The following is a 22,383-nucleotide window of genomic DNA, read 5'->3' as shown; positions in this document are numbered from 1 at the left end:
ACTCGGGAGTTTGGCCTCACGATTCACCATCACTCGGCCAGACACCACGTACCAAACTCCCGTCTTCGCTCACGCCGATGTACTCTGCCGGCAACACATTCACGTTCGCCTGGCCGTTCGTCCACTCATTCAACTGAGTGACCCGTTTCTCGACATCCGCTTCCGCAACCACCAGTTGAAACGATACCGCCTCAGCAAATTGCTTCTCGATCATCACCATGCCCTCTTGCCCCAACGCATACTCAAGTTTGCCGTACATACCGTAGTCACACGACACCTCAAGCGTATGCATCAATCCACACCTAAGCATTGGCGTCGCATTCAGCACTTGGCTCGTCGCATCCGCATAAACCCGCACGAGCCCGCTTGCACCCAGCAGGACGCCACCAAAATAGCGCGTGACGACGACTAACACATTATCGATCTCTCGCCGCCGAATCACCTCCAATATCGGCCGCCCAGCAGTTCCGCTCGGCTCACCATCATCCGAGAATCGCTCCACCGGCACACCAAGCCCCACGCGGTACGCAAAGCAGTTATGGTTGGCAGTCTTATGTTCCTCGCGAATCTGCGCAAGTGCTTCTTCCGCCTCACTAACACTTAATATCGGAAAAAGCGACGCAATAAATTTGGACTTCTTCTCCACAGTTTCCACTGTGTTTCTAGCTTCTGGTGTAGTAAACTGCATTTTGTAAGCACATCCTCACGGTCCGGTTGGTCTCGTACCAACGACTTTACATAGGTAGCACCTTGCGTGTCAAAAAAATTTCTACATAAGGTGTAACATTTTGTGCACGTGGATCGTCTATAAGGTGGGAAAATCTCGTTAGGTACTGCAGCGGTTGCAAAACGCACCCAATACTACGGCGATATCCCGTTGAACCGCTAGTTAAGTGCTAGCCCTACAAAGACAAAGTATTTTGCAAACTTTGTCGAGAAATACTCGTTCTTATGCAAAAAATCTTGCATACTTATGAGAGTGTTTGATTGGGTCTACAGATTTTTTTGCCCAAAAAACTATTAATTGACTTTACCTGTCTTGAAAGAAAGCGTATAATGCGGCACTGAAGTGGTGTATTACATACATAATCTTCTAGAGCTCGTAAAATACGAGTTTTTCGACCAGATTCGATTCATTTTGAAGGAAATACCGGCTCTGTGTCGTAATTAAAGCCATAGATATATTAATTCGGTGCAAACTTGCACTGAAGGGAGGGATGTCTTCCTACGTGTCGGGATTGTCGGAAGTCCTAGATTTTGTTTTCGCTCGTTGCATGGGACGGAAACTTGCAGTGAGGTCAACAAACTAGCACATCGTCATGGACACGCGGGGACATTGACGAAGGCCAGGCAACAAGGTGACCTCGTCACCAGAACTTCAGTACTCATCCACTTGTTAAAAATGGGAGGAGAAATACTCTTGAAACGTACGCTTACAGGTATCGCTGCAGCTGCAGTCGTACTCGGCTCTGCTGCCCCGATGGCATTTGCTGCAACATCCACAGGGTTGTCTAAAGCAGGCCAACTACCTATCGTAGTTAATGGTTCTGTTCTGTCTAACCCATTCGAAATGACCGGTAAAGATTCCGGCAATACAACGGCTTTCTTCCCGGTTTACTACTTCAACCAAGCGCTGGCTAAGATCGGCTTCACAGCTACTTGGGACGGCGTAACCCACACCTGGGCAATCCAAGCTCCTGGCGTTGACGCTTCTAAGATTTCTGTAGATGGTGGCGTTGGCACAGGTAACACCAGCGTTACCGTTAACGGCACGACTGTTAAGAAGTTCAACACCCAAGCAGCTAAGGATCCAGCTGGCGGCCCATCCGCTCAAGCTACGACCTACCTGCCGGTGTTCTACATCAACAACATCCTGACGGCTCTTGGCGTAAATGGCTCATTCACGGGTCAAGCTGGCTTGAGCATTAAGGGTGGAACCACCGTAGTTGGAAGCGCAGCACTTAGCCCGGTAACTGTTACGGGGAACGTTGCTGGTTCTGGAACACAAGCATCACCGGCTATTGCCCAGGGTTCCAATGCACTAACATTAACAACTAAATTGACAGATGCAAATGGCAATGCGGTTGCTAATGCAAATGTTTCAGTTGTTCTCGACAACTCTGCAGTAGTACAACAAGGAAGTAACTTCCTTTCTTTGACTCACGATGCCACTGCTGGTACCTACACTGGTACAGCAACAACGGATGCGACCGGCACGGTTAGCATTAAAATCACTGGCTCTGGTGCTTACTCTGTAGAGTTTGATGCTCCTTACACCGCATCTGGTAATACGCCAAGCCAAAAGGCTTACATTGCATTCGTCGGCACGAATCCACTTGTTACACCAGCTGGCACGGGCTCTACCCCATTTGGTGCAACAACATCATCGGCTTCGAATGCAACAACTGGGTTGGTTCCGGTAACAATCACCCTGCCGCTTGACAGCAACAATAAGGTTCAGTCTGGCCAGTCAGTTACCTTTACCCTCAACTCTAAGGGTGACGGCTCGCACGATAGTGGTGCATTTTTCGCTAGTTCAACTGGCGCATCCTTGGGTACAAATACCTATACCACTACCACAGATGCCAACGGTCAGGCTACGGTCTATGTGAACAGCTACACTGATGATGCATCGAACGCATACGCTGAAGTCGATGCTAATTGGAACAGCACGAACTATCCTACGGACATTCAATGGACAGCTCCTGCTACCACATCGAACTTGTCCGCGATCGGTGTATATCCGTTCACGTCCTCGTTTAGTGGTGCAACAAGTGCTACCACATCATTGTCGGGTATTCCTGGTGGTCAAGAAGTTTATGTGGTACCGTTCAGCTCTTCGGCTCAGTTGACAAAGACGACTGTTACGTATAATCTGAGCGCTACTAATGGTGCTGTGCTCACAAACGTAGCAGGTTATGACTTGACGTCGAACAGCTATCTCAAGAATTTGTCATCGGCCGTTGTTACAGCAACCTATAACTCCAGCACGCATGACTATACGATCGCTGTTGACGGTCAAACGGTAGTAACTTCACAGGCTGTACCGTACTTTACGGTAACCATGGGTCAAGGTACTAACGGTGGTGCGACTTCAACCCTGACAATTTCGTCCGGTTCAGATAGCGCTACGGTTGGATATGGGTTCTCATCCACGCAATCGTACGCTAAGTCGTTTAGCCCAATCATTTCTTCCTTGCATACCTACGGAAGCAGTGAAAATGTAAGCTATACGGTTGTTGACGCTAATGGAAACCCAGTTGCAAATCAAGCAACAAGCTTGGCGTTTGATGGTAGCGCAACGGGCGTATGGTTGACTGCCGTAAACGGCACAGCGCTTCAAGAAGGATTGGGTTCCAACGGTTCTGCGGTTGCTACACCTGTTCCTTTGTATGCTGGCCCGGCTAACATTAACTACACCAGCGTCTCCATTCCAGGTGTTGTGTCTTGGAGCCACAGCAACAACCCTGACTTGGTAACGGTGTTCACGAACGCACAAGGTCAAGCTACACTGACACTTCAAAATGGTAATGTTCCATTCTGGAGCAATACCGCAAGTGGTTCAGTATACTACGACACCAGCGCTTCGGCGAGCGGCACAACATACGCCTTCACATACGTGAAGAACAGTGCAGCTGGTACACAAGGTTCGTTGTATCTGAGCAACACTGGTTCCTCGGATACACACTTCGGTAGCTCGAGCGACAATACCCAGGTTGGGCAAATTAACTGGTAATTGGACAACAACTAGGAGAAGGCTGGCAATCTTGCCAGCCTTCTTTTTGTGTATCGAACATGATCACATTGTCAGCCGCAGTTCTAGACACGAAAGGATGCCTTCAGTGAACTAATTATATAAAATTTTGAACAAAATAATCATTTGTCTCTCCCAAGCTTTAACTAGAAGATTATACGATGAATCGATCCAGCCGGAGAAGGTTAGAGAGAAAGAGGCTACATGAAATGGATTCAAGCAACGCAAAATTTGTTGAATACCTACTTAGAAAGGAATACAGAAGGGCTAGATCATCTGCTATAAGTGCTTTACACGCGGATCGACTTAACACACAAGCCTGGATTTCACTTGGCGAGTCGTGCGTGCACTTGAACCAGGGAGAAATGGCTCGCTTTTGTTTCGAACGGGCGTCAATCTTGGATCCGTTAGGTAAATGGTTTACCCACCTCGTGGAGCACACAAGACTTGTAGAAAGGGGAGTTGTGGACAAGGGCATTCTCAGGTTGCTCAGGCATCCCGCAGTCAAGGTTTCCGCAGTTATTTTAACCAAAAATAATGAAGAGACAATTTCAGACTGTATACACGCACTGCTGAGTGCAGTAGATGAGATTGTTGTGGTGGACACCGGATCCACAGACTCGACTGTAGAGTTGGTCGAACGCGTCGGATTAAACGTTCATCATTTTGCGTGGGGCGACAATTTTGCAGAGGCGAGAAACTATGCGATGTCGCTTGTATCTACAGATTGGGTGATTTCCGTCGACTCAGACGAAATGCTGTACGCAGATGATGCTAATTGTATTCGAACAGTCGCAGGGATCTATGACCACCTCGAGGAACCATTCGCAGTTCGGATCCTGCAAATGAATAGCGTTGGAACAGTCCTCGAACCGACATCGGTTGTTCGAATGTTTAAGAAATCTTGTGGTATCCACTGGATCGGACAGATTCATGAAGAGGTAATGACAGAGGGTGTAGCGAAATACTTGAACATCGTTAGCGGTAGAATCCGTCTATTACACAGGGGTTACGACCCTCATATTGTAGATGTTAAACAGAAGTACGAACGCAATATAAGGTTACTATTGTCCGCGATAGCCAATGAGCCGAATGAGGTTCGTCATCAATTGTTTATGGGTCGTGAGTTACGGAGTCTAGGACGGAATGAGGAAGCATTAAAGTACCTTAGGGCGGGAGAAGAACTGGCAACGTGGCAGGGTCACTCTCAATTACCCGAAATCTTAAAGTATCAGATCGAGATCGAATACATGTTAGGAAATTATCTTGAGGCGGCCCAGATCTCTGACCGTCTCATTCAAGCGGACGCAGCCTATCCAGAAGGTTGGTTTTGGCTAGCTGCATGTTTGGTCAGAGAAGAAAAAATCGATGTAGAGCGTATCCAGGGCTTAATAAGTCGTGCTAGGGAGACCGCCAGCCAATATCGCGGCTTGATTTATTCGGACAGTATGATAGAGACCGTAAAGTCCGATCTTGTTCTCAACGAGTTGAAGGATAGAATGGCAGCCAGCCTCAAAGATAACTAAAGTTCGGAGTCTAAGTGAGAGAAGGAAGTCGGAGCAGACTCCCTTCTCGAAAATTACTTAAGGAAGAAACTTGGTCAATAATTGAAAAGATGACTCGACATCTGGATGTGTCGCAACAAACTGGATAACTGGTGTCGAAGCGATTGAATGGTTGGATATAATTAATTGAATCATCTTTCCCACATCTACAGTGTGTTTGGTCTGGGACTTTGTGGCTTGTGCAGCAAAGATGCCAGCCTCCCTCGTGTGCCCTGTGATTAGTGATGAGGCAGCAAGAGAATCATAACAGAAGTCATCCAAGATATATGCGCGCTCAGGAGGCAAGTAACTTGGTAGATTCTGAACTACCCTATACCGGGTTTTGTACTCATTGAATAGTGCAAGCGAATTATTAAAGGCTCGGTTTGCACGGTCGCTATGCGCCTGTGACTGTAGACCGTCTAACGTAGACGCATTAATAGCCAGCGACACACTAGAAGAAACAAATGGGGCATCTGCGAATGCCCGTAACGCATACTGATAGGCGTTGTCGTACTGTCCCATTTGATAGGCAACGGTTGCTGCCTGGCTTGCTATATTGTAATCGTACTGCGCTTTGTCCGAAGCCTTCTCTAAATTTGCAAGAACGGAACGAGAAATTTGAGTTTGTGCCGATGGCGGAACATTCCCAGTTTGTAAAGTGTGAGCTTCGGTGACAGCAATATCTTGGACGATATCTGCTCGATACGGCACTATCGATTCGGCAGATTGAAGAAGAGAAAGACGCATTTGATAATCTCCTAGAGATTGCGCTTTGTCAATTAAGGCGTTTGCTCGAATATTGACTGATGATAAGTAGATTCCCCCCATCGAAAAGATACCCAGCGTAACTACACCGATTAGCCAAATCGGTTTTTGTTTCCTGGTGATATTAGGTATACTTAGCTGTCGTGCATTAAGTCCTGCACCTGCACCAATACCCATACAGAAGACCAATTGTAAATAAAGAAAGGCCATATCCCAGTCCATAAAGGAGTGTACCAGTAGCATGAAACTAATCGAGCTAAGAGAGACGACAGCAGCATGTCTAGACATTTTTCTCCCGGAACTACGGACGAACTCAACGGATGAAAAATATCCCCAGAATGTTCCTCGAATCATTGGCCACGCAGTTACAAAAAGAGCCAGTGTCCCGACTAGACCGACTTCGATAAGGGTGTCAATAACAAATGAGTGAGATTGCGTGCTATAGTAAGGATAATACTGATATCGCATAAATAGTGCATTCCATCCCCCTTTGCCGTATCCGAATAAGGGATGGCGTATAAATATTTTCAGCCCGTCCCACCAAAAGACGAATCGTTGGGATACACTAAGTTGCTGGATTTTGTACGTGTTTAACTTGTCTAACAGTGCATGATGTTTGACAACAATTGTCACGACAGTAATGAGAACACAGACCGAGATGTATGTCCATAACGATTTTGAGAAGCGTGAGAATAATAGGTGTCTAACGGGCTTCACTAAACAGATGAAAGTGGACAAGGACATTGGAATAAGAAGACTCAAGGAGATACCGAGCCAGCCGCACAACGGGTTTGTATGAACAATTCCTTTGTGAATAAGCACATAACCGACCATAGTGCCCACTACTGTCAGAAAACTATGAAGCATGAAACGCGTTCGATAAAAATGCCCTTCCTGGAATCCGCGTAGACCAATAATCGTTATAATCATAGTGACGAGCCAAAGAGCCAGTGCTCCTCTCGAACCTGAGAAAATTACCCCGTTCAGACTTATACTCGCGATTCCAGTCGCAACAGCGTTCGTCCATAAGCCATTCCGGTTGAGAGAAGCATAAACCAAAGCTCCTATAGTGACGGATGCTTCAAATGCCGCAAACGAATTGTGATATTGGAAGACTGATGAGACCTGGATTGGCGATGTCACGATAGAAGATGCCATGGGAAATTGGCCCCATCCGTTAGCGAATCCGACAACACTGATAACAACAGATGATATTAGAAAACCCATGAAGGCGAAGGGACCCGCCCAATCCCGAATAGAGGGGATACGTAACAGAAGGTAGGAAATGAGTAGTGATAAAGCGTCCAATCCACCAAGTATGGACGATGTGCGAGACGCACTGTATGGAAATGCTACCAGGTATAATAGGACCCACACAGCCATGGCGTAGTCCGATAAGACGAACCTGGTTAGAGAATTGGAGAGTTGGTCTCTTAGAGAGGAAAGGAGAATGACAACACAACCTATTAGAAAAATAGTACTGGTAACTAAATCCACAATATAATGACCTTTAGCAAAAAAAACACCATTCGATTGAAAAGGCAGGATTATAAGTGTAGCGGTAAGGACCAAACCGATTATCCATTTATGGAAATTTCTTTTGTAAACCACTAAATGAATCACTCCCAAACATCAATTCGACCACAATTTTACCATGGAATAAGAAAGAATAGTCGTGGAAGACTTTGATAACTTCATGACCCGAGGGCATCCCATCAACGTGGATACTGATACCGCCTGTCTTCATATTCACGAACAATACTACACTCGATTTCTGTTGTCGATTAACGGACGCTATGGAATGCAAGTCCTGTTACAATTGTAAACTTAGGAAAGCACAGGTGGCGAAGTCCACGGTAGGGGCAACTGAAACACATTGGGGAGTATTTAGAGTGACATAACTGAAACCCCACTACTAATGTGTTCGTCACAACTGACTCTTGAGCCATGTTTACGTAATTTAGACATCATACTGTTTTGGCAGAACTCATCCTGAGGATAAAACCATCAAACAGTAGTCCGAGAAACACACAACTAAATTATTCTTGTGTCAACAACGATTTAAAACTCCTCAAAATAATCGGCCGAAAATTCCCCAGTTTCATCAGTTAACCTCAGCTTCATAGCGTCATCGGTTTACCGTCTTCATCCAATCTTAGGAATCCTGCCTTCTTCTTTTCCTGAATCCTGTAACTCTCTCCACGGATATTTACCGTAGTGGAGTGGTGTAAGATGCGATCCAGAATTGCTGTTGCAAGCACGTTATCTCCAAAGATATCTCCCCACTCGGAATAGGATTTGTTTGAAGTGAGGATCATCGCACCCTTTTCGTATCGTTCCGCTACGAGTTGAAAGAACAAATGCGCCGCGGCGTTATTCATCTTTCGGTATCCAATCTCGTCTACAATCAACAGCGCTGGCTTAGTATATTGCCGCAGCTTGCGGCGAATGGTTCCCTTCTCATGTGCCTCCTCCAGTGACTCAACTAACTCATTTGCTGTGGTGAAGTAGACCGAATGCCGTTGGCGAATGGCCTCCAGCCCCAAGGCTGCTGCTAGATGTGTTTTACCAACTCCCGGTGGTCCTAAGAAAATTACATTCTCTTGGTGGCCCAGGAAGTGCATAGTTGCTAGGTCGCGCATTCTTCGCTCGTCAACGGAGGGTTGAAATGTGAAGTCAAACTCCTCAAGCGTCTTCTGAAACGGAAGCCTGGCGAAGCGAGTCCGCGTGAGTATAATACGCTCGTATTTGGCACGCAGTTCTTCCTGCAGGAGATTGTCCAAGAATTCAAGGTAAGATATATTTTCTTTGGAAGCCTGCTCAGCGTGCTGGTAAAGGACCTCGGGTACCCGAGACCATCCTAATTCCTCGCATGCGTGCTGAATTCGTTGTTCCGGCATCAGCGTACGACCTCCTCTTTTAGTAGACGGTCATACACAGAGAGTGGGCGACGCATCACTTCGGGTGCTGGATTTTCAATGAGGCGTGGGATAGGTTGGGGAACCTTTTGTTTGCCTCCAGTGAGAATCCCCTCGAAGTGTTTTTTGTTTATCACGTGTCTACCTGGACACTTCGTGTGTTCGGCGACTAGCTTTCCAGCATGGAAGAACAGGATTACACCATTACGCTCATCCTGTATTTCAACCATGTAACCTACCAATTGATACGGCACAGAGTAGCGGTTTGTCTCGTATGTAACCAGTGCGTCAGAAGGTACTTTCCGTAGATGACGTTCCGCACTTTCAAACGGTACCGTATTCATTGGCAGAAGCTGCTCTTCTGGGTATCGGTCTATCGGTCGTTGGTGAGTGGTACCATGAACGCGGACATTTGCCACAGTATCTAACCAGTGCCTTGCTTGCCTGTTCAAATCATCAAGCCCAGTAAACGTTCGGACCCTTGGCCAGAAATTCCTCCGCACGTACTTGACCCCATTTTCCACTTTTCCCTTCGTACGGGCGCGGTAGGGTTTGCAGCGTCTGAGCTTAAAACCATGGTGTGTTGCAAAGGCGGCAAACCGTTCATTCCAAATCGGCTTACCTCGGTCGTCTTGACTGGCCACCACGGTCTTCATGTTGTCGTATAGACAAGTCGCGGTTACCCCATTGAAGTATGCCGCGGCCCTTACATGGCAGCCCATGAGCGTTTCTAGCTTCTCATTCTCCGTAAATTCCAAGTACATCATGCGAGAGTAGCCCAATACCATCACAAACGCATAAATCCTCTTCTTGTGACCATGCCAGTTCACTGTGAAGCTACCCCAGTCTACTTGAGCTTGTTCGCCAGGTAGCGTCTCGAATCGTGTGGTAGCTTTCTCTTCAGCGGCTTGTCGGTGAGGCTTCATAAACACACGTAGTTGCGTTATTCCACCGTCATAACCCATCTCCGAAATCTCATCAAAGATAACCGTCGCGTTCACGCAACCCTCACTCATGCGCCGTAGCACGTATTCCCGGTACGGATCAATTTTCTTTGGTTTGTAAGTGTGGCGTTTGTACATAGCGGGCTCGGATTCCCCCAACCACTTACGAATCGTCTTTCGGTCGCGTCCGACTTCGCGAGCAATTTGTGACACGCTCATACCCTTATCATGCATGTCCTTAATCACAAAAAACTCCCCGTTCTTGACCAAGATTCTCTCCCCTCCGGGGAGATTGTCAGGCTTTAGGTGGGGAATTTTCAACCGTTGTTGGGGATTTTACAACCGATGCTCACACTTACGAGGTTCTGGGGAACATCTACGGAAACCGTGAGTTGTTGATTGGATGAACATCTCGGCCTCCCAGAGTTCAACATCATCGACGATAAGGACGAAGGCGACAACAGACATATTTGGGTGGAGAAAGTATCAACACCTCCTGCGTGTACACATTGCGGTTCCTTTCCGAACTTCTCGAAGTACGGCTCTAAGGATCAGTGATTCATGGACATTCCTGTCAGACGACAACGTGTCGGCATCTACGTGGTGAGACAGCGTTACAACTGTAAGGAATGTGGTGCGGTCTTCTTCAAACCTTTTGAGTCCATGGACCCCAAACGGATGATGGCAAAGCGTTTAATCCGCTACATCGAAAGCGAGTCCATCAAACGCAAATACACTGATGTAGCAGAGTCTGTAGGGCTTAACGAGAAGACCGTTCGCAACATTTTTTCTGACTACGTTCTCCACCTGGAACAGACGATTCCAAGGTCATTTTAAGGTACAAGCCATCGTATGCATGGCAATTAAATGAGGACAGGGCTTATGCTTGACTTGGGGACGACTCCTTCTTAGCAGCCATCTGCCATGGCCTGCGCGATGGTGTCACCAGCTTGTAATTCCCGTTCCACTCTAAGGTGGACCCCTTTGTCAAGACACACTTTTTGTAGTTGAAGTTAATAACATTATTACTGATTCTTCAGATAGCCTTAGGAGGGTGTAGTGCAGTTCGCCCCTTCTGGAAATAGACTTCTGCTGGTGTCAGATAGCCTAGTGACTGGTGCGGGCGGTCGTAGTTGTACCGCTGTATGAACTTGGCGATTTGTTGCCTCGCTTCCTTTGGACTATTGTATTCGTGAATGTACACTTCTTCGTACTTGAGGGTACGCCAGAAACGCTCTGTGATGATGTTGTCCAAAGCTCGATTCTTGCCATCCATACTAATCCGTACACCGGCTTCTTTCAGCAGATCGGTATATTGATGGCTAGTGAAGTGGCTCCCCTGGTCGCTGTTCCAGATCTCTGGTTTAGCTTGGCATAAGGCTGAACGGACGGCAGTTAATACGAATGGCATCTCGAGAGTTTGATCAAGCTGCCAACTCACAACATACCGTGAGTACCAATCGATGACGGCAACCAAATACATCCATCCGTGTTTTAGGCGGATATAGGTGATATCAATTCCCCAAACGTGATTGGGGTGGCTGGGCGTCACGTTGCGTAACAGGTATGGGTAGACCTTGTGTTTCAAGTTACGTTTGCTGAGGTTCGGACCGGGGTGGATCCCCTCGATGCCCATCTCTCGCATGCAGCGTTGCACACGCTTGCGGTTGATATCCCAGCCTTCACGGCGCAGTAGATGCGTGATTCTGCGACTGCCGTAGACCGGATAATCCGTGTAGAATTGGTCAATCCGATGTTTTAGCCGTACCTCTTCATCTGAAGGTTCAGCAGGCTTGTAATACAGACCGGAGCGGTTCAGACTTAGGATACGTGCCTGAGTTTTGAGCGAAACTTTCTTGTTGTCTCGCTCCACCATGGCAAGACGCTCACTTCTGCTCCGGGTCGATGCCAGATTTTTTTGATCCACTCGAGCTGAGTGGTTAGTTTACCGACCTGTGCGTACAGTCGTTCGATTTTCTGTTCCTGTGCCTTCTGCTCCTTAGCTGCCTTACGCTCGTCCACAAACAGGCTAGCAAGGTTTTCTAAGGCAGTCTTCTTCCACTGGCTCAATTGCACGGGGTGAACTTCGTACTCCGCAGCAATCTGTGCCATCGTCTTTTCTTCTTTGAGAATCTCTCTTACGACTTGGGCTTTGAACTCTGGTGTGTACTGTTTTTTCATAGCCATAGTGTAACCCAACTGTCCTCCTATCGGGTGTCCAGTTTTACGGGTCCACTATAGTAGACGGGCGTTTGATTTCAAGCGTATTGCATATTTATGGCTATTAGTCTCTGCCAACTCAAACAGTCCTGGAACGGCAAATCCACTGTCGCCACGAATGACAATGAGCGAGTTCGGTGACCATGTCTCGTACCGTTTCAGAACGGGTCCGACAAACCGGACGACTTGACGGGAAGTGTACACGTTCCCCGCACGGAGCTCGGACCGCAGGCAATCACCTGTCAATCCGTCGAAACAAAACAACGGATGAAATCCATGTTGCTGATAGTGGTAATTGAAATTCGCGCCATGCTGTTTTCCGTAAGCAGCAAAGCCGGATGAATCCATATCAAAGACGAATTGATTCTGGGGCTTTATAGCATACACGCGGCGCTGCAGCGTTTCATTCACATGTTCCAGAGATTTTACAGTCTCCATATCCGCCTTATCGTTAAAACGAGACAGCGTGGGTTGTGAGGCCAAGCGTTCTTTTCCCAACAGCGCATTGAGCAACGGCTCAACGGCTAGATCATCTGCGTGGTCGTCAGTATGGTAGCCAGCTATATGCTGATACAGTTTCTGAAGAACCACGTCACTGTTCGGATGATCACGATGTAAGACCGAATCATGAACTACAAGTAGGTCTTCCACAGCCTCGAATAGACCCAATTTGTGATCAAATTCTTTGTATAGGAGTAGTCCAGCATCCGAGGTCAAGTCACCGCCGTCAAAATTCACCTTCATCCGAGGGTTGAAGTTCATGACATTCTCTTGTAGGCTTTTCAATAGAAGAGCACTCCTTTGTTGTGTTTGGCTTCGACACCTTAACACTACCAAAGGTTGGGCTCTTTTCCTATGTGCTCACGTCACCTTTTAAGTGAATCGACAAATCCCTCCTATAGACTTGTGCCGCTTGCGTTTACAGTCCCTTCGCGATCACGCTATGAATATTTCAGGTTATAAATTTTACGAGATGCCTATACGCAATTTGTTAACACGTCGAACATCGAGGGGGCAGGCGACAACTCAAGAAGGTCCTACAATTACCCACTGACTGCAGTGGGTACAGTCATATCCTCACCGCTGACGAGTCCACCAAAGTAGTCTGGCTAAGAAAAAGCGGTATCTGCAATGATGATGAGCGTGACATCCATTGGCTTTGGGATTATGAGCCCGGCCGTCACAACCTCAGTCGAAAGGTGTGCGTGAGGTTTGTGGCGACAGCCTGCATGGAAAATCCGGTTATCGATGATTTGCAGAGCGGAGTTAGGGGAAAGCCCCGTTCAAGGTATCATACCTGTCCTATGGTTCCATCCCATTGATTTCGTGCGATCTTCGCTTTGAGGACCAAATGATAGTGATCGTCATCGAGAATTGAGGATGCAGACGTAAGCGCAACACCAATGTCACGTAACTGTCCATCACCTGACCCAAACGTCCAGCTAAACCCCTGCAGCATTGTCTACATCGAACGCAGATGGTATGGACTTCGTCGCCGTCATTCCGTCGTCAATTTTGTTCAGGGCTGCAGATAACCCTGCTGTGGACTTTGGTCTTCCCTGATGTTCCGATGGGAGGTTTCGATACTTGTCTATCGCCATCTCATCGCCCCTTACTGCGGTGTCACAGTGATGTATGACGTGTTCTCGCGTGCGACTTGTTGGAACGTAACTGGGATGTCAGATGTCCCTAATGTGCCGCCATGCAGGCTTGAACGCTCACGACATAAAATGCACGGTTAGCCGGATTAGGGTTTGCTGAGAGAGCCGCACCCAAAATGCTCGAGATGTAAATGTTCGTTCCGATAGCAACAGGGTTCAGATATGTCGCTACTGCGTTCTGAATGGCCGCTGTGGTGTCCGTCGTGTAGCCGTTTAACTTTTTGACTGTGATCGCGACGTCTGTATCTACATAACCAAGCACGTCATAGCTGATGTCCGTTGTCACCCCGTAGGAGTCGGTGACCGGGACTGTCGTCGTTCCGTATGTTCCGCATCCTGGCCCCTTGTAGTTTTCTTCGAGGTCATTGCGCCACGATTGTACTTCGCGTGGATATTTAGCATTCCTCTCGAATTTCCTGAAACACGCTAAGGCCTCGTCCTTCGTCGGACTTGAGTACACCCCTTTAAAGTCATCCAGTATGGCTGGCTTGTCTTTGGCCCGTACCTCGCCAATAATATTCCGCAGATTGTGAACTACACAGCGCCGGAATCTGCCCTTGGGAATACGCTCAGAAATACCTCTTTTAAGCCTGACAACCCATCTGCAACGCCAATAAGGACTTCTTCGACGCCACGATTTCGTATGTCTTGGAATATTTCTTGGCAATGAGAGGCCGTCTCTGACCACCAACAGTACCCAAGTATCTGTCTGTGCCCATCCTCGTCAATACCCATGGCCACATAAATGGATTCGTTCTCGACTGTGTCACGTTTGAGCGACACATACATTCCATCATGTAGAGAACGGAATACCGTCTCTTCAATGGTCGTTTTAGCTAGGCATGCACGTCCTCCAATACAACATTTGTGATGTTGGTGATGGTGGTAGGTGAGTACTTTGTCCCATACATCTTCTCGATGAATTGAGCGATGTCTCGAGTACTCATACCGCCCGTGTACATGGAGATTACGGCTTCATCGAGCCAGTTCTCAAGACGGCTGTACGGCTCAAACAGAGCAGTATGAAACGCCCCCTCACGGTCACGAGGCACATTCAAGTCCTCAATTTTCCCGTATCGAGTTTGGAGCTCCCTCTGGCAGTAGCCATCGCGGGAGTTTTCCTCGTCGGGATGTTCTACGCGCAAGAAGTTCTGCAACTCTTCTCGCATAATGAGTTCCATGCTTTCCTGGATGAACTTGGCAACTTCGTTTTGCAATTGGACCGCTAATACATCTCTGTTAATCTGAAACAAAGTAGAGAGGTTCCTCTCAGGTTTCTGGACAAACTCGAGAGTACCCTACTTTTTCTATGTTTTCGACTACTTACACGAACTAATTTACGTCATCCTTCGCGGTCAGTTACTGGGACCTAAGCTAGAACTTGGCCCTTTTCTGTCGAATCTTGTTGAAGTATAGTACAATCCGTATTGAGATGATTACACGAACCAGAACGTGTTCGCATAAACACTTTTTCGGGAATGGCAGAAAATGTGCCATGTGTGATATTCTCTGATTCCTTGGCTATTGACCAGAGTGGAATGTTTATTAAGCACACACGGAATGTTCACTTGTGAATTCAACGCTCGGTCACATCAGTCGTCGTATGGAATTAAGGTACACTAACCAGATGTATAGTCATAAAAGTATGCTGTAGGTGGGAACTAGGGTGTTTAAGACCTATCATGTGTTTTTAAATGAACTGCTGTTTGTGGCTGACGGACTCATGACAATTCTGTCAATGTGGTTTGCTTGGAACCTTAAGTTCAATTCCAAACTTATATCGCACGCCGCACACGATCCCTTTCAAACTTACGTCCCCATCATGCTCTTTGGCATGGCCGCATTTTGGCTAGCGGGTGTAATTTCGGGTTTGTACCGTACAACGCAGGTGCGGGCGGTATGGGGTTATGCGCTCAATGCATTTAAAGCGGCAGTTCTGGGATTATTGTTATTCATGAGTGCGCTGTACTTTGGGGGATTTGTACATTTTTCTAGGGAAGTCCTAGCAATCTTTGTCGTGACGTACATTTGTTCGGTCGTAGGTGTACGAATTGTGCTGTTGATGGTATTACGAATTATTCGCCGCCGTAACAATAATCAGAAAATAATTCTCCTTGTTGGACACAATTCTTCCGTAGACAAACTAATCGACGAGCTTGAGAACCATCCGGTGTTTGGATACCGGATTTTGGGTTACTTATCTACTGGTAACGACCAACAGATCAGTGTTCCATGTTTAGGAACAACTGATGTTTTACATGTTATATTGCAAAAAAATTTCATTGATCATGTCGTGATTGCCCTTTCCCGTGAGGACATCTTAGCTACTAATCAGATTACCGCCGTTTGCGATTCGCTAGGTGTACAATCTTTAATTTTACCGGATTTTCTAGATGTGTTACCTGCAAAACCGCGTTTTGAAAGTATAAGTGGTTTGCCGCTTATTGATACAAGATATGTGCCGCTGGATGATGCAATCAATGCGGCAATTAAGCGAACATTTGACTTACTTTGTGGCACTTTAGGTTTAATCGTTCTGTTTCCGCTTTTCGGTCTAATAGCGCTTTGTGTAAGGCTTTCCTCCCCAGGACCAATCTTCTTTGTACAGGAACGAGTTGGGAAGAACAAGAAGACTTTTAAAATGTATAAGTTTCGGTCAATGAGTTACGACCCTAGTGTAAATACTGGAGGGTGGACTGTAGCGAATGATCCAAGACGAACCAAGTTTGGGTCCTTTTTGAGACGTACCAGTCTTGATGAACTACCCCAGTTTTGGAACGTCATTAAAGGTGACATGAGTATAATAGGCCCTAGACCTGAACGGCCTGAGTTTGTGGATAAATTCAGGAAGGACATCCCCAAGTACATGGTGAAGCACCGAGTGCGCCCGGGAATAACCGGGTGGGCTCAGGTCAACGGGTGGCGTGGGGATACTTCTATATCCAGTCGCGTTGAACACGACCTATATTATATTGAAAACTGGACATTCATATTTGATGTAAAAATTTTCATAATGACAATTTTCAAAGGAATGTCTGGTGCGGGTGCTTATTAAACGTTAGTGAGGGGTTTTCGTGACCATACGATTATGTCATATTGCAGAAGCTACAGGTGGTGGTGTAGGCAGACATTTACTAGACCTAGCTAAAAACCTTACTGAAAAGGGGTATAATCAAACATTTTTGGTTTCTCCGACTAGGAATCCCAAGATTGTTGATGAACTTAGGTTGATTGGTGTAGAGGTTATCGCGGTAAACATGGAACACGACCTATCCCCGGCTAAAGACTTTTTAACGTGCCTAAGACTTTCAAATTTAATTCGGACGGGACGTTTCGACATAGTTCATTGCCATTCAACGAAGGCGGGACTGCTGGGGCGGATCGCTTGTAAACTCGTTAGGCAGAACAATGTTGTTTATACACCGCATTCTTTTTCATTTCAAATGCGTTCAATCAGGTTAAAAATCTGGCTCTATAAGCTTATGGAACGCGCTCTTTCGAGTGTCACCAAACGAATTATCTGTGTGTCGACTGGCGAAATTGCTGCTGCCATGGGTGCCGGATTGCCTGGGGATAAAATAGCTCTTATACATAACGGAATTCCCGTGGAAGTGCAGGCAAATCACCCACATTCAGCGGAAGACAGACGGATCATAAGGCCTTTTGTTTTTGGGTTCTTAGGACGTTTGACTGTTCAAAAGGATCCCTTAACCTTAATCAGGGCTTTTTCCTTAGCTCGTATACGGGATTGTCGGCTGTTGATTATGGGGGACGGAGAACTCCGGGAAGAGTGTGAGGGTTTAGTACGTGCCTTGGGGATGAGTGATTGTATCGAGTTTACTGGCGAGATTTCGAATCCGGGGGAACGTTTATTGGAGGTAAATGCATTGGTTTTGCCCTCGCTTTGGGAAGGGTTTCCTTATGCTTTACTTGAATCAATGTCGCTCGGTATTCCTGCAATAGTAACAAATGTAGCAGGGAACAATGAACTTATCATTGATGGATTTACCGGATACAAATTTCCCGTGGGTGACGCAAAGCAACTTAGTACTTTGATGGTTCAACTTACCAGGGGCCCAGGCTTAGTTAGACAACTGGGGAAAAATGCGCAATCGTTAGTGCTGCATAAATTTAACATCCAAAAAATGATCGATGACATGGACAATTTGTATAGGAGAATGATTGGATGAAGAAGGCTTACGGTATCGTTGCCTTGCTGGCAGCTCTTCTATTAGTATCTTTGATACAGAACATCACCATAGTTAGTCTTGGGTCAGGGTTTAACCTTAAACCGTACCATATTTTGATTTTACTAGTAGCCTTATGGTCTATTGGAAAGGGTAGAATAGTTTTCTCAGTTCGGTTACTCCCATTCTGGATTGCGCCAATCTTGTTGGTGTGTGTGAGCTTGTTTGATTGGGTATATTTCCACATGTCGTTAGCCGGAACTTTTCGAGCTGTAATTGCCTTCGCGGGCTTCCTTGATGCCTATTTTTTGTCTACTCTAGTGCTCAGAGCGCAGGGTCTTATGTACAGGGATATTTTGCAGGGCATGAGAATTACAGTGACGGTATATTTTTTTAGTGTTTATATTATAGTCATAACGAACGCGAAAACTGTGATTGACTTCATAAAATCCCCAAATGGTCACCCGCTAATCCCTACAGTTGTTGGCGGTGGAGTTAACATTGAAGCAACTTGGCTGGCGTTACTATCAGTAATGTTTATTCGAACAAGATACTTTCTAGTCTTTGGACTTCTTTCGACTGTGTATTCAATTCTTACGGCCAGCAGGGCCGGTATTTTTGCAATACTCTTGGTCTATGCTACTGATATGGTTGTCCGTCTCAAGAGAAAAAATATGCCTGTTGCCGATGTAATAGGTGTGTTACTTATCGCCCTCTATATAGTTGAACCTCTGCTATACAGTCATTTCTTCAAACCTTCCACAACAGTCAGTCACCATGGTGGATATACAACTCAGCATGTTGGATATGCGGCTCAGCGTGTTGCTGATATCGGCACTGACCCTGGGAGTACTGGGAGATTTAGGTTGTGGAAATGGGCATTGGAATCCATAAAAATGTCCCCGATTACAGGTTTCGGCATAGGTGACGGCATCGAAGTAATGAGGAAGTTATCGAACTTTGGTTTTTCTGAAAGTAACGTGCATGACTTTGTTCTTCAATTTCTTGTGGATACAGGTATTATTGGGCTTGCTACTTACATCGTGTGGCTAGTACAGATTGTGAGGAACAAACTACCATACGAAATGTTTTTGGCGGCTGCAGGTTATACTGCTCTCTCTCTTATTCAGTTTGAAGGATACGATGTAATTTTTTGGTTAATTCTGGGTATCGGATTGGCAGTATCAATAAACTGTAGTAATTCCAAGGGGCAGTTAAGAGAAGATGCGTGAGGAGACCATAAGTCGACTAGTCTGTTTATCGAATATAAATTGGAATGATATGTGGCAACGACATCAGGCTCTGATGAATGAATTTGCTCAAATGAACATTGATGTCGTGTTCGTGGAGAATACTGGCATAAGGTCGCCTCGGTTGTCTGATGCTAAGAGACTTCTAAAGTACTTAAGCGGATTTAATGGTAACACTAAAACGACTGACAACGAGAGGTCGAATGTTAAGGTTGTAAAACCATTGGTATTGCCACCAACTAACCTGATTTTTAGGTTTTTAAATAGAGCCTTTTTTATCCCAAGATTATCAAACAAGATTCGCAAAATAGTACGTGAGGAAAAGATTGACGTGGGTTATGTGTACTTGCCGACCGCTACATCTCTAGATTTGCTAAAGGACCTTAATCCGCGTTCAGTTGTTTATGACTGTGTATCGAATTTTGGAGGACATCCAAGCGCTCCGGTAGATATCCTTGACACAGAAGAACGTCTTGTTAAAATTTCCAATCTTGTGCTGACGGACTCTGACTTTTTATACGATAAAATGACCAAGAAGCATAGGAATGTAAATAAAATCCACCATGGTGTAAATCTTAGAAAGTTAAGTTTTCATAGTTATTCTAGTGAAATTTCTTACGGAAGCGCATGCTATTTTGGAACTATTAACGATAAACTCGATTTCGAATCAATTTACCGGTTGGCCGAAAGTGGAGTAAAAGTTACCTTAATAGGGAAGAAACAGCGTGAAGTGTCAAACGGAATTGAATATCTTGAGCCGATGGATTGGGAAAGATTAATGTCAACTTTAAGCGCTTACGATGCTTTTCTAATTCCGTACAAATCTGACGAGTTCATGAAGGGCGTCATTCCTGCCAAGATTTATGAGTGTCTATATTTTGGTAAACCGATTCTATACTCTGGTTTATATCTCCCAGCTCCCCTCAGTCGTCTAATGTATTATTGCGAAGGTCCGGAGGAGTATGTTACTACTTGGAACGGTTTAAAGAGCACCGAAACCAGGACTAAAATCACGGAGCGAAGAGAATTGGCACGGGCTCAGTCCACGCAGAAAAATGCATCAACCATCATAGATTGGATAATCCATTCTAAGGTCTAAGGGAGGTCCTCCAATGTCATTTGTAAACGGGCTTACTATTGCTATATGTACGATGCACCGTGAAGATGACCTCTTGAAATGCATTAAATCAATATTTAGACAGAGCGTGTTTTTTGACAACTACAGTAGCGAGTTGATTGTAGTTGATGATGGTGCGTTAACGAAAGAGTATTTAGACAAGATTGAAAGGTTCTCGAGTGGGAAATGTCCATTCATATACAAGAAGAAGGCTAAAAAAGGCCTCATTCATTCCCGTGTGGAAGCAATTAGGGCCGCCACATATGAGGTTGTGTTATTCCTTGATGATGATGTTGAACTTGAGGATGGATACCTTGACTGCTTATTGCAAACCTACTCATCTGATCAAGAGGTTGTTGCAGTCGGTGGAGTTAATGTTCTTCAAAAGGAAGGATTCTTGGGACGGTTAATAAAACAGATCGCAGGATTAACATCACGCAATCCTGGCAGGTTATCCTTCAGCGGGTTCGGCGGCAGTATGAGCCTCTGGGCTTTACAAGAAGAGACTTTTACAAGTGAATTTCTAAGTGGATGCAACATGTCATTTCGACTCGGTACTATCCGTAACATTGCTGTTCCGGATTGGCTTGAAGGATATTCTTTAGGCGAAGATCTGTATTTCTCACGCCACGCTTCACGCCACGGAAAGGTACTGGTTAATCCACTACTGAGGGTTAAACATTATGAATCTCCCTTTTCTCGCCAGCCAAGTTCTCATACTGCCTATAGTCGGATTACAAATCACTATAACCTACTGAGGATGGACCATCGTAGATCGGTGAGCAAATTTAAAATAGCGTTATCGGGACTTTTCTTACTTGCTTCTTCTGTTGGGAAACCGCAGATATTAAAAGGCTACTTAAAGGGATTGTTGTGGGCCGCTGTATCGGGCTCTTAAATCTCTAGTGATATGCATAGATGGACATTAAGGGGCACATGTACATGAGTGAGATTAAAATGGATTTACCAATCGTATCAGTAATTATGAGTGCTTACAATGAGAATACGATAGTTTCTAGAGCTATTGAGAGCGTTTTGCAGCAAAGCTATCCAAACTTTGAACTTATAATAGTAGATGATTGTTCGACTGACTCCACACTATCAATTTTGAAAAGCTATCAAAAGAAGGACCCACGCATAGTAGTATTGTGTAATTCGACCAATTTGGGTCTTACATCGTCGTTAATTAAAGGTGTGTCAGCTTCCCGGGGGAGGTTAATAACCCGTATAGATGCTGATGACTTTTATCATGTAGATAAAATTAAGCGCCAGGTTGACCTTTACAACATGAATCCGCTAGTTAGATGGAATGTAGTATTGTCTGGGGAGGTTGCTCCAGACTGTACTTTACTTGGAATACAGTCTACTGATATAAGCAATATGAATCCGAGTACAATTATGGAACATATGCGTACCACTGAAAATGCCTTTTACCACGGAGCAGTGATGTTTGAAAAATCGCTTTATGAGCAAGCTGGTGGTTACCGACCCTCATTTGATGGGGCGGAGGACTTTGATCTTTGGTTACGTTTTATGGAGATATCTGAGTTTGGTATCATACCCGAAGTTCTATATTACAGGGAGACTAGGGAAACTGGCATATCCGTAAAGAGCGCGATAAAGCAAGCAATAGTGGCTAGTGGAGCAATAAAATGTACCAGACATCGCCTCAATAAGTTGCCGGAGGTAGATGAAATTCGGACCATGCAGCAAACTGTTGTAGCGAAAAACGACATAAACACAGTCATTAATTATATAGGACTAAATAGGTGTTGGTATTTAGGTTGCAAAATTTTCCCATACAACCCCTCGGTATCATATCCCTTTATTAAGGCTTCTCTTTCTGAGAAATTGCGGTGGAGAGCCGTAGTGAAGTTGGGGTTAGCGAAATTACCAATAGGAATTACAAGGCTAGCCGTGAATACCTATCGATATGGAGTAAAACATACGTTTGTCTCCTTCCTATTTAGGCACAAAATGAAGGAGAGGAAATAGTCGATGTTTCACTCATTGAAAATGA

General features: G+C 45.6%; 18 protein-coding genes and 1 pseudogene. 9 read left to right on the top strand and 10 right to left on the bottom strand.

Annotation, left to right across the window (positions count from 1 at the left end):
• Positions 1–16 precede the first annotated feature (16 nt).
• Entirely contained in the window at positions 17–688 is a 672-nt protein-coding gene (locus NZD86_RS22145) for a YigZ family protein (RefSeq protein WP_268044231.1), read from the bottom strand.
• A 732-nt stretch (positions 689–1,420) separates the two neighbouring features.
• On the opposite strand from NZD86_RS22145, the gene NZD86_RS22140 reads away from it, so the two are divergent.
• Together NZD86_RS22140 and NZD86_RS22135 are read left to right on the top strand one after the other, a co-directional pair.
• Entirely contained in the window at positions 1,421–3,736 is a 2,316-nt protein-coding gene (locus tag NZD86_RS22140; protein ID WP_268044230.1) for a beta strand repeat-containing protein, read from the top strand.
• Positions 3,737–3,963: 227 nt separating this feature from the next.
• Positions 3,964–5,280, top strand: a complete 1,317-nt coding sequence (locus NZD86_RS22135) for a glycosyltransferase (RefSeq protein WP_268044229.1) — start codon at positions 3,964–3,966, stop codon at positions 5,278–5,280.
• Between the two features lie 57 nt (positions 5,281–5,337).
• Here the strand turns inward: NZD86_RS22135 and NZD86_RS22130 are convergent, their stop codons facing one another.
• The 3 genes from NZD86_RS22130 to istA all read right to left on the bottom strand — a co-directional run bounded on the left by NZD86_RS22130 (position 5,338) and on the right by istA (position 10,162).
• Complete coding sequence (locus NZD86_RS22130; protein WP_268044228.1) at positions 5,338–7,209, bottom strand: O-antigen ligase family protein; 1,872 nt, start codon at positions 7,207–7,209, stop codon at positions 5,338–5,340.
• A 977-nt stretch (positions 7,210–8,186) separates the two neighbouring features.
• Complete coding sequence (istB, locus tag NZD86_RS22125) at positions 8,187–8,969, bottom strand: IS21-like element helper ATPase IstB (protein WP_456057552.1); 783 nt, start codon at positions 8,967–8,969, stop codon at positions 8,187–8,189.
• A complete protein-coding gene (gene istA, locus NZD86_RS22120; RefSeq protein ID WP_268044226.1) occupies positions 8,966–10,162 on the bottom strand; it encodes an IS21 family transposase in 1,197 nt (398 codons plus the stop codon). The genes istB and istA overlap by 4 nt, the downstream gene beginning before the upstream one ends.
• A gap of 327 nt (positions 10,163–10,489) precedes the next feature.
• On the opposite strand from istA, the gene NZD86_RS22115 reads away from it, so the two are divergent.
• A complete protein-coding gene (locus NZD86_RS22115; RefSeq protein ID WP_268044225.1) occupies positions 10,490–10,765 on the top strand; it encodes a hypothetical protein in 276 nt (91 codons plus the stop codon).
• 199 nt (positions 10,766–10,964) lie between these two features.
• Here the strand turns inward: NZD86_RS22115 and NZD86_RS22110 are convergent.
• The 6 genes and pseudogenes from NZD86_RS22110 to NZD86_RS22090 form a co-directional block, all read right to left on the bottom strand.
• Positions 10,965–12,109, bottom strand: a protein-coding gene (locus tag NZD86_RS22110) for an IS3 family transposase (protein WP_268044224.1) whose coding sequence is annotated in 2 segments (ribosomal slippage) — positions 10,965–11,851 and positions 11,851–12,109 — 1,146 coding nt in all. Because the reading frame shifts where the segments join, the coding sequence is not laid out codon by codon here.
• 54 nt (positions 12,110–12,163) lie between these two features.
• The gene (locus NZD86_RS22105; RefSeq protein ID WP_268044223.1) at positions 12,164–12,910 is read right to left on the bottom strand and encodes an IS1380 family transposase; all 747 of its coding nucleotides are present in this window, start codon (positions 12,908–12,910) and stop codon (positions 12,164–12,166) included.
• Between the two features lie 529 nt (positions 12,911–13,439).
• A complete protein-coding gene (locus tag NZD86_RS24855; RefSeq protein WP_407655192.1) occupies positions 13,440–13,607 on the bottom strand; it encodes a baseplate wedge 1 family protein in 168 nt (55 codons plus the stop codon).
• The gene (locus NZD86_RS22100; RefSeq protein WP_268044222.1) at positions 13,591–13,749 is read right to left on the bottom strand and encodes a hypothetical protein; all 159 of its coding nucleotides are present in this window, start codon (positions 13,747–13,749) and stop codon (positions 13,591–13,593) included. Before NZD86_RS22100 ends, NZD86_RS24855 begins: the two co-directional genes overlap by 17 nt.
• A gap of 88 nt (positions 13,750–13,837) precedes the next feature.
• Positions 13,838–14,598, bottom strand: a pseudogene (locus NZD86_RS22095) (transposase).
• A 47-nt stretch (positions 14,599–14,645) separates the two neighbouring features.
• Complete coding sequence (locus NZD86_RS22090; RefSeq protein WP_268044221.1) at positions 14,646–15,062, bottom strand: transposase; 417 nt, start codon at positions 15,060–15,062, stop codon at positions 14,646–14,648.
• 413 nt (positions 15,063–15,475) lie between these two features.
• Between NZD86_RS22090 and NZD86_RS22085 the strand changes: the two genes are divergently transcribed.
• The 6 genes from NZD86_RS22085 to NZD86_RS22060 all read left to right on the top strand — a co-directional run bounded on the left by NZD86_RS22085 (position 15,476) and on the right by NZD86_RS22060 (position 22,358).
• Entirely contained in the window at positions 15,476–16,864 is a 1,389-nt protein-coding gene (locus NZD86_RS22085) for an undecaprenyl-phosphate glucose phosphotransferase (protein ID WP_268044220.1), read from the top strand.
• A 19-nt stretch (positions 16,865–16,883) separates the two neighbouring features.
• Entirely contained in the window at positions 16,884–17,999 is a 1,116-nt protein-coding gene (locus NZD86_RS22080; protein ID WP_268044219.1) for a glycosyltransferase family 4 protein, read from the top strand.
• A complete protein-coding gene (locus NZD86_RS22075; RefSeq protein ID WP_268044218.1) occupies positions 17,996–19,228 on the top strand; it encodes an O-antigen ligase family protein in 1,233 nt (410 codons plus the stop codon). The genes NZD86_RS22080 and NZD86_RS22075 overlap by 4 nt, the downstream gene beginning before the upstream one ends.
• A gap of 73 nt (positions 19,229–19,301) precedes the next feature.
• Positions 19,302–20,345, top strand: a complete 1,044-nt coding sequence (locus NZD86_RS22070) for a glycosyltransferase family protein (RefSeq protein WP_268044217.1) — start codon at positions 19,302–19,304, stop codon at positions 20,343–20,345.
• A 13-nt stretch (positions 20,346–20,358) separates the two neighbouring features.
• The gene (locus NZD86_RS22065; protein ID WP_268044216.1) at positions 20,359–21,261 is read left to right on the top strand and encodes a glycosyltransferase family 2 protein; all 903 of its coding nucleotides are present in this window, start codon (positions 20,359–20,361) and stop codon (positions 21,259–21,261) included.
• Between the two features lie 44 nt (positions 21,262–21,305).
• Positions 21,306–22,358, top strand: coding sequence for a glycosyltransferase (locus tag NZD86_RS22060; protein WP_268044215.1), 1,053 nt, complete (start codon positions 21,306–21,308; stop codon positions 22,356–22,358).
• The last annotated feature ends 25 nt before the right edge of the window (positions 22,359–22,383 follow it).

Origin of the sequence: Alicyclobacillus dauci, assembly GCF_026651605.1 — a bacterium.
Taxonomy (GTDB): Bacteria; Bacillota; Bacilli; order Alicyclobacillales; family Alicyclobacillaceae; genus Alicyclobacillus; species Alicyclobacillus dauci.
Note: the sequence above shows the minus strand (reverse complement) of the source record. Positions and strands in the feature narration are given on the sequence as shown.

Coding starts and splice junctions, on each gene's coding strand:
- NZD86_RS22145 (WP_268044231.1), bottom strand. CDS start 688: ATGCAGTTTACTACACCAGAAGCTAGAAACACAGTGGAAACTGTGGAG.
- NZD86_RS22135 (WP_268044229.1), top strand. CDS start 3,964: ATGGATTCAAGCAACGCAAAATTTGTTGAATACCTACTTAGAAAGGAA.
- istA (WP_268044226.1), bottom strand. CDS start 10,162: ATGCATGATAAGGGTATGAGCGTGTCACAAATTGCTCGCGAAGTCGGA.
- NZD86_RS22115 (WP_268044225.1), top strand. CDS start 10,490: ATGGACATTCCTGTCAGACGACAACGTGTCGGCATCTACGTGGTGAGA.
- NZD86_RS22105 (WP_268044223.1), bottom strand. CDS start 12,910: ATGAACTTCAACCCTCGGATGAAGGTGAATTTTGACGGCGGTGACTTG.
- NZD86_RS24855 (WP_407655192.1), bottom strand. CDS start 13,607: ATGCTGCAGGGGTTTAGCTGGACGTTTGGGTCAGGTGATGGACAGTTA.
- NZD86_RS22100 (WP_268044222.1), bottom strand. CDS start 13,749: ATGGCGATAGACAAGTATCGAAACCTCCCATCGGAACATCAGGGAAGA.
- NZD86_RS22075 (WP_268044218.1), top strand. CDS start 17,996: ATGAAGAAGGCTTACGGTATCGTTGCCTTGCTGGCAGCTCTTCTATTA.
- NZD86_RS22070 (WP_268044217.1), top strand. CDS start 19,302: ATGAATGAATTTGCTCAAATGAACATTGATGTCGTGTTCGTGGAGAAT.
- NZD86_RS22065 (WP_268044216.1), top strand. CDS start 20,359: ATGTCATTTGTAAACGGGCTTACTATTGCTATATGTACGATGCACCGT.
- NZD86_RS22060 (WP_268044215.1), top strand. CDS start 21,306: ATGAGTGAGATTAAAATGGATTTACCAATCGTATCAGTAATTATGAGT.